We start from the raw sequence: 5,735 nt of genomic DNA on the forward strand, positions 1-5,735 counted from the left end.
GGTGTTTCCCGAACTGCAGACCAGCGACAAGATTGCCCTGCTACGCTTCGACGGCTCACTTTACTTCGCCAATGCCGGTTATTTTGAGGACAAGGTGCTGGAACTGGTCTCTAAGTACCCGAACCTGCGCTACATCATTATCGATGGCGAGGCCATCAACCAGATGGATTCAAGTGGTGAGGAGGTCCTGCATCACCTGGCCGATCGGTTAAAATCGCTGCACATCGAGTTTGTCGTGGCCAGGATGAAGCGGCAGTTTATGAAGACGATTCGCCGCACTGGTCTGCTGGATTCGATTGGCGAAGACCACTTCCACTCGCGCATCCAGTTTGCACTCAACTACGCTTGGGATGGCTTGGGAGAGGATTATGACCGCACCAAATGCCCCCTGCGGCGGCAGATTGATTGATGATCGAATGAGCTTCTAATGCCAATAAAAAAGCCCGGCCATTTGGCCGGCTTTTTTATTGTGTTGTTGTACGGGCTGGCCGGGACGAGTGGTAATCCAGATGCTAGTGGGCTTGTGCGACCTGGATGGAGCCGATCGGGTTGAAAGCGACCAAGTCAACAGAGAGTCGGTTGAGATCGGAAGATACCTGCTCAAGCCGGGCCTTGGTCTTTAGGTGGTCAGCTTTCCGGTAGGCGGCGTAGAGAAGTCCGCCGGGCAGGATGATGGTGATGACCGCGTCGGTGCTGTCAAAGCGTTTTTCAATCTCTGCCCTGGTCAGCTCTGCTTGCTGGTGCTGCAGATTGTTGTGCAGCTTGAGAATGTGCTGGGAGAGCTCTACCCGGTCCACTGAGGGCAGGCTTGAACAGAAACCCTGTGAGTCGACCTGTAGGGGACGCTCTTCGGCTGGCAGGCTACTGCTGAAAAGTGCTGCGGCTAATGAAGCCACGACCAAGGTCTTGTTTCTGGTCATCTTCATCCACCGATTCTCCTGTTGAGGGGCGTCGGGCTTTATTCGCCTCTTTTCTCGCTCGGATAACGATCTGGCTACTGCTTTATATGCTTACTCAGGCTAGCGGCAGTAAAAAGAGAGACTGCATGCATTTGGCTAAATACGAGGTGAAAACGTTAACTGATTCACGCATTTATTTCAAGTGTATTAACTGTACCATTAACTGTACGTGAAAAGCTTGCCTGGATTGAGGATGTTGTTGGGGTCAAACTGGCGTTTGATGGCGCGCATCAGTTCGAGAGTGGGAGGGTCGATCTCCCGCGGGACAAAATCCCGTTTTGCCAGACCGACGCCATGCTCGCCAGAGATGGTCCCTCCCAGCGCCAGAACTAGATCGAAGAGTTGGCTGAGGGCGGCATTACCCGCTGCCATCTGCAGTGGGTCGTCGGGATCGAGCAACAGATTGACGTGGATGTTGCCATTGCCTGCGTGGCCGAAATTAATGATGGTGATGCCACTCTGAGCGGAGAGGCGCTCTAGCTCGTCGATCAGCCTGGGAATATGTGAGACCGGCACCACCACATCCTCGTTGATCTTTTTCGGTGCGACATTACGCAGTGCTGGTGAGAGTGCCTTTCGGGTCTTCCATAGAGCCGCAATCTCCTCGGTGGTTTTGGCCTGGTGGATCTCGATCAGCCCTTCGACCGTTGCGGCCGTTGCCACCTCAGCTGCGATCTGTTCAATCGAGTGGCTGGCGCCGTCCACCTCGATCATCAGCAATGCGCCGACCTCCGGGGGCAGGGCCAGATCGGAGAAGTCGCGCACCATCTCGAGTGCCGCGCCATCCATGAACTCGAGCGCGCAGGGGGTGGTGGGTTGCGCCATGATGGCGGAGACCGCCTTGGCAGCGGCGTGGATGTCGCGATAGCTGGCCTGCAGGGTCTGCCTGGCCTGTGTCAGCGGGGTCAGCTTGAGGGTCGCCTCGGTGATGATGGCTAGGGTGCCTTCTGAGCCGATCAGCAGACGCGTCAGATCGTAGCCTACCACCCCCTTGGTGGTGTTGACGCCGGTGCGGATGGTCTGAGCGGCGCCGGTGACAGCCTGCAATCCAAGGGTGTTTTCCCGCGGCGTGCCATATTTGACTGCCCGGGGGCCGGCAGAGTTGTAGGCCAGATTGCCGCCAATCGTGCAGACCGAGGCGCTGGTCGGGTCCGGTGGCCAGAAGAAGCCGTGCTCTGCCAACGCTAGCTGCAAGGTCTGGTTGGTGACCCCGGGTTCCACCCGAGCGAGTCGGTTGCCGGGGTCGATATCCAGGATCCGGTCCATCCGCTCCAGAGAGAGCACGATTCCATGCTGGTCCGGCACCGTGGCGCCGGTGGTGCCGGTGCCCGCGCCGCGCGGGGTCAGCGGGATCTGGTGCCTGTTGCAGAGCGCCAGGATCGCTTCGATCTGCGCCGCCTCGCTGGCGAATACCACCGCCTGGGGCAGCGCCTGCTGGCGGCTGTTGTCGTAACCGTAGGGGAGGCAGTCGGCGGGTTCGGTGAGCAGCGCATCACTGCCGACAATCGCCTTCAAGGCCTTTTGCGCAACAGCCGGGAGCGGTGCGACCTTGCTGCTCAAGCTGAGTGGCAACGGCATCAGATGTATTCGAAGACCCGCACCACGCGGCGCACGCCGCTGATCTTGCGAACCTGCCCGGTGGCGGCATCCGCTTCGGCTCGGCTCACCAGCCCCATCAAATAGACCACGCCGCGTTCGGTGATTACCTTGATGCGCAGCGGATCGAAGCCTGGTAGCTTCACCTTGGTCAGTTTGAACTTTACTTCTGCCGAGAGGGCGGAGTCACGGGTGATTTCGCCAAACGAAGCGCCCGAGCCGACCTCCAATTCATTGACTACGCGGCGTACCTTCTCAACCTTTTTCACGATCTGTTCCGTACGCAGCCGATCACTTGCGGAGGCGGCTTGGCCGGTCAGCAACACCACCATATTGAAGCTGGTCACGCTGATATGGTTGTGCTCGGAGAGCGTGGCGTCGTTGCGCAGCAGGCTGGAAGCCTTCAGCTCAATATTCTGATCCTCGATGAAGGTGCCCATGGTTCGGCGGTCGTGAGCGATGGAGACGCCAGTGGCGGCGCCGCCCACGACGGCGGCGGCGCAGCCTTGTAGCAGAGTGACGGTGAATAGCAGGGAGACCAGTGGTACAACGAAATGGCTCATAAAATCCTCGTCAGTGGAGCGGTGTCAGTTGCCCAGTAGCTGTCGATCGATCAAGTCACACAGACAGTGGATGATCAGCAGATGGACCTCCTGAATGCGTGCGGTTACATCCGACGCAACGCAGAGTTCGACATCATCGGCCAGCAGGAGTTTCTTCAGCTCGCCGCCGTCCCGGCCGCAGAGAGCGATCACTCCCATGCCGCGCTCATGGGCCGCCTCCACCGCCGCATTGACGTTGACCGAGTTACCGCTGGTGGAGATCGCTAGCAGCAGATCGCCGGGCTGGCCAAGCGCCTCGATCTGGCGCGCAAACACGCGTTCATAACTGTAGTCGTTGGCGATCGCCGTGATGGTGGTGCTGTCGGTAGTCAGCGCGATGGCTGGCAGCCCTGGCCGCTCCCGCTCGAAGCGGTTGAGCATCTCGGAAGAGAAGTGCTGGGCGTCGCCGGCGGAGCCGCCGTTGCCGCAACTGAAGGTCTTGTTCCCCTCCAGCAGCCGGCTGACGATCAGCTCCGCGGCTGCGCTGATCTGATCGGTGAAGCTGTGGCAGCGCGTCGATCTTGAGTTGGATGCTCTCGCTGAAAATCTGTCTGACGTGATCACTAAGTTCCATCGGTGCATTGTACCCGGTTGCCGATCCTCTGGGGATGGTGAATTGAAGAAAATCGGCTGCGATAGCTGTCAGTCTGGCTGCTCAGAAGGCATCAAAGGCGTTGCGGATCCACTCGACGCCGGGGGGCTGGTCACCGCTGATGGCGACCACGTCGAAGCGGCTCGGGCGGTCGGTCTGACGCAGCAGATAGTGGTTGGCGGCGGCGATCAGTTTGGCCCGTTTGGCGGCGGTGATGCTTTCGGCGGCGCTGCCGAAGTTGTCTGACTTGCGATAGCGCACCTCGACGAAGACCAGGCTGTTGCCATCCTGCATCACCAGATCGATTTCACCCTGCTTGGTGCGGTAGTTGCGCTCCAGCAGCCGCAGTCCCTCGGCCTGCAGATGACGGCAGGCAAGGCGCTCGGCCTGTTCGCCACGGATCAGGTGCTTGGCCTTCATGGTGAGACGACGGCTTCCGGGGTGAATGGCGTGACTGGCTGCTGCTCGGCAGCGCTTGGTTCGAGCTCAAGTTCGATCAGTTGCTCGTTGCCGAGCGGGGCTTCGATGCGCGGCGCATAACCGGTAAGTCGGGCCCGACCATTACGCATCTCCGCCCAGGCAAGCTGGCGATGGATGCGGTTTTTGTGGTCGAGGTAGAGGGTGCCGGTCTTGCCATCCAGGCTGCGGTTGGTGTCGGCGGCCAGGGCCGGCAGCTGTGGCAGCAGATTGTAGGCATCGATGCCGAGGGCATAGAGGCGCGCATAGCGCTGTTCGATGCTTGGGATCAGTCGCTTCAGCTGGTTGCGGGAGAGCGGGCTCTGGTCTTCCTGATCCAGCAGCCAGGGGATCTCGACAAACAAGATATGCCCCAGATCCTTGTCTTTCTCCGGTTCTGCGGCACCGCTGTAGATGTGTGAGGTGGCGTAGACTGGCAGCTGCCCGGCGTGGTGAAACTGTAGCTGCGGGCGCAGCTGACGTGCCTTTTGCGGGCGTGCCGCGAGAAAGATGAAGTCAGCATCCTGGCGCCGCCTGGGTTCATATTCGAGCGTGCGGTGAATGGTCTGCTGCAGCACCCGGCGGCGTTCGTTGCTCTCGTCCAGATTGAGCAGGCTGCGGATCGGTGCAGAGAAGTCGTTCTCCTTCGCCTGATACTGCTGCTGCTCCACCAGCACACCGCCCAGTGTCAGCCAGCGTGTGCGGAAACTCTCGGCGATACGCTCTCCCCAGTCGCCGCTGGGGGTGAGACTCAAGGCGCTGGTATGGCCCTCGAGCCAGGCACGTTCTGCCACCAGCTGCGCCTCGCCCTCTGGGGAGAGGCCGAACTGGTAGAGGTTGGCTGGCGGGGTGCCGCCATCGCTGGTGTGGTTGAGCGCCAGCAGCGGGATTGGGAAGCCATCGCTCTTCAGCAGCAGCGTCAGGGCCTGTTTGTTGAGTGGGCCTACGATCGCCTTGGCGCCCTGGCTGACTGCCTGGTCGATCGAATCGAGGATGGTGTCGGGATCGCTGCTGTCATAGAAACGCAGCTGTGGCCGACGGCTCGCCGGTTGCTGATACCAGGCGGCGAGCAGACCATCCTGTACCGCTTGGGCTACTTTGGCATAGATGCCACTGCGCGGCAGCAGGATCGCAATGTGGTCAACCGCGTCGAACTGCAGCAGCTGTTCGGCCGACTCGGCCCGCTGACCGGTTAGTAGCTGGGGCAGGGCGGGGTGGTTGGGGAAATCCTCCTGCCAGGCCTCGAGCCGGGTGCTGATCAGCGTCGGGTCATCGATGTTCGCCTTGGCGATGCGTGCCAGCTCCATCCAGCCGCCGAGGGTGCCCGGTGGCGATGGCTGCAGCAGCGTCAGGGCGGTGTCGGTCATCACCATCAGGCCCTGCAGCAGTTGGCGTTGGTTCGCCAGGCGCGCCTCTTCATCGAACAGGAGTTGATCAAGTTCGCTCAGTTCACGGGCGCTCTCCAGGCGGTTGCCGGAGAGGCGAAACGCCTCCGCCATGTTGCGATGGTAGCGCCGTTGCAAAGGTAGC

The 5,735-nt window shown here is 60.6% G+C and carries 6 protein-coding genes and 1 pseudogene; 1 reads left to right on the forward strand and 6 read right to left on the reverse strand.

The annotated features are described in order from the left end of the window. A partial coding sequence (locus tag RIFP1SYM_RS15245) for a sodium-independent anion transporter (RefSeq protein WP_039960711.1) occupies positions 1-409 on the forward strand: 409 nt, incomplete at its 5' end. 103 nt (positions 410-512) lie between these two features. Here the strand turns inward: RIFP1SYM_RS15245 and RIFP1SYM_RS15250 are convergent. The 6 genes and pseudogenes from RIFP1SYM_RS15250 to RIFP1SYM_RS15275 all read right to left on the reverse strand — a co-directional run. Then, complete coding sequence (locus RIFP1SYM_RS15250) at positions 513-926, reverse strand: hypothetical protein (protein WP_005966453.1); 414 nt, start codon at positions 924-926, stop codon at positions 513-515. 192 nt (positions 927-1,118) lie between these two features. Beyond that, a complete protein-coding gene (locus RIFP1SYM_RS15255) occupies positions 1,119-2,537 on the reverse strand; it encodes an FAD-binding oxidoreductase (protein ID WP_005966455.1) in 1,419 nt (472 codons plus the stop codon). Beyond that, complete coding sequence (locus RIFP1SYM_RS15260) at positions 2,537-3,118, reverse strand: BON domain-containing protein (RefSeq protein WP_005966457.1); 582 nt, start codon at positions 3,116-3,118, stop codon at positions 2,537-2,539. Before RIFP1SYM_RS15260 ends, RIFP1SYM_RS15255 begins: the two co-directional genes overlap by 1 nt. Before the next feature lie 24 nt (positions 3,119-3,142). Beyond that, positions 3,143-3,731 (reverse strand): annotated as a pseudogene (locus RIFP1SYM_RS15265) (phosphoheptose isomerase). Positions 3,732-3,812: 81 nt separating this feature from the next. After that, complete coding sequence (locus RIFP1SYM_RS15270) at positions 3,813-4,169, reverse strand: YraN family protein (protein ID WP_005966461.1); 357 nt, start codon at positions 4,167-4,169, stop codon at positions 3,813-3,815. Then, positions 4,166-5,735 (reverse strand): penicillin-binding protein activator (locus RIFP1SYM_RS15275; protein ID WP_050798784.1); only part of this gene is annotated, 1,570 nt, incomplete at its 5' end. The genes RIFP1SYM_RS15270 and RIFP1SYM_RS15275, both read right to left, overlap by 4 nt.

Origin of the sequence: endosymbiont of Riftia pachyptila (vent Ph05) (genome assembly GCF_000224455.1) — a bacterium.
GTDB classification, from domain to species: Bacteria; Pseudomonadota; Gammaproteobacteria; order Chromatiales; family Chromatiaceae; genus Endoriftia; species Endoriftia persephonae.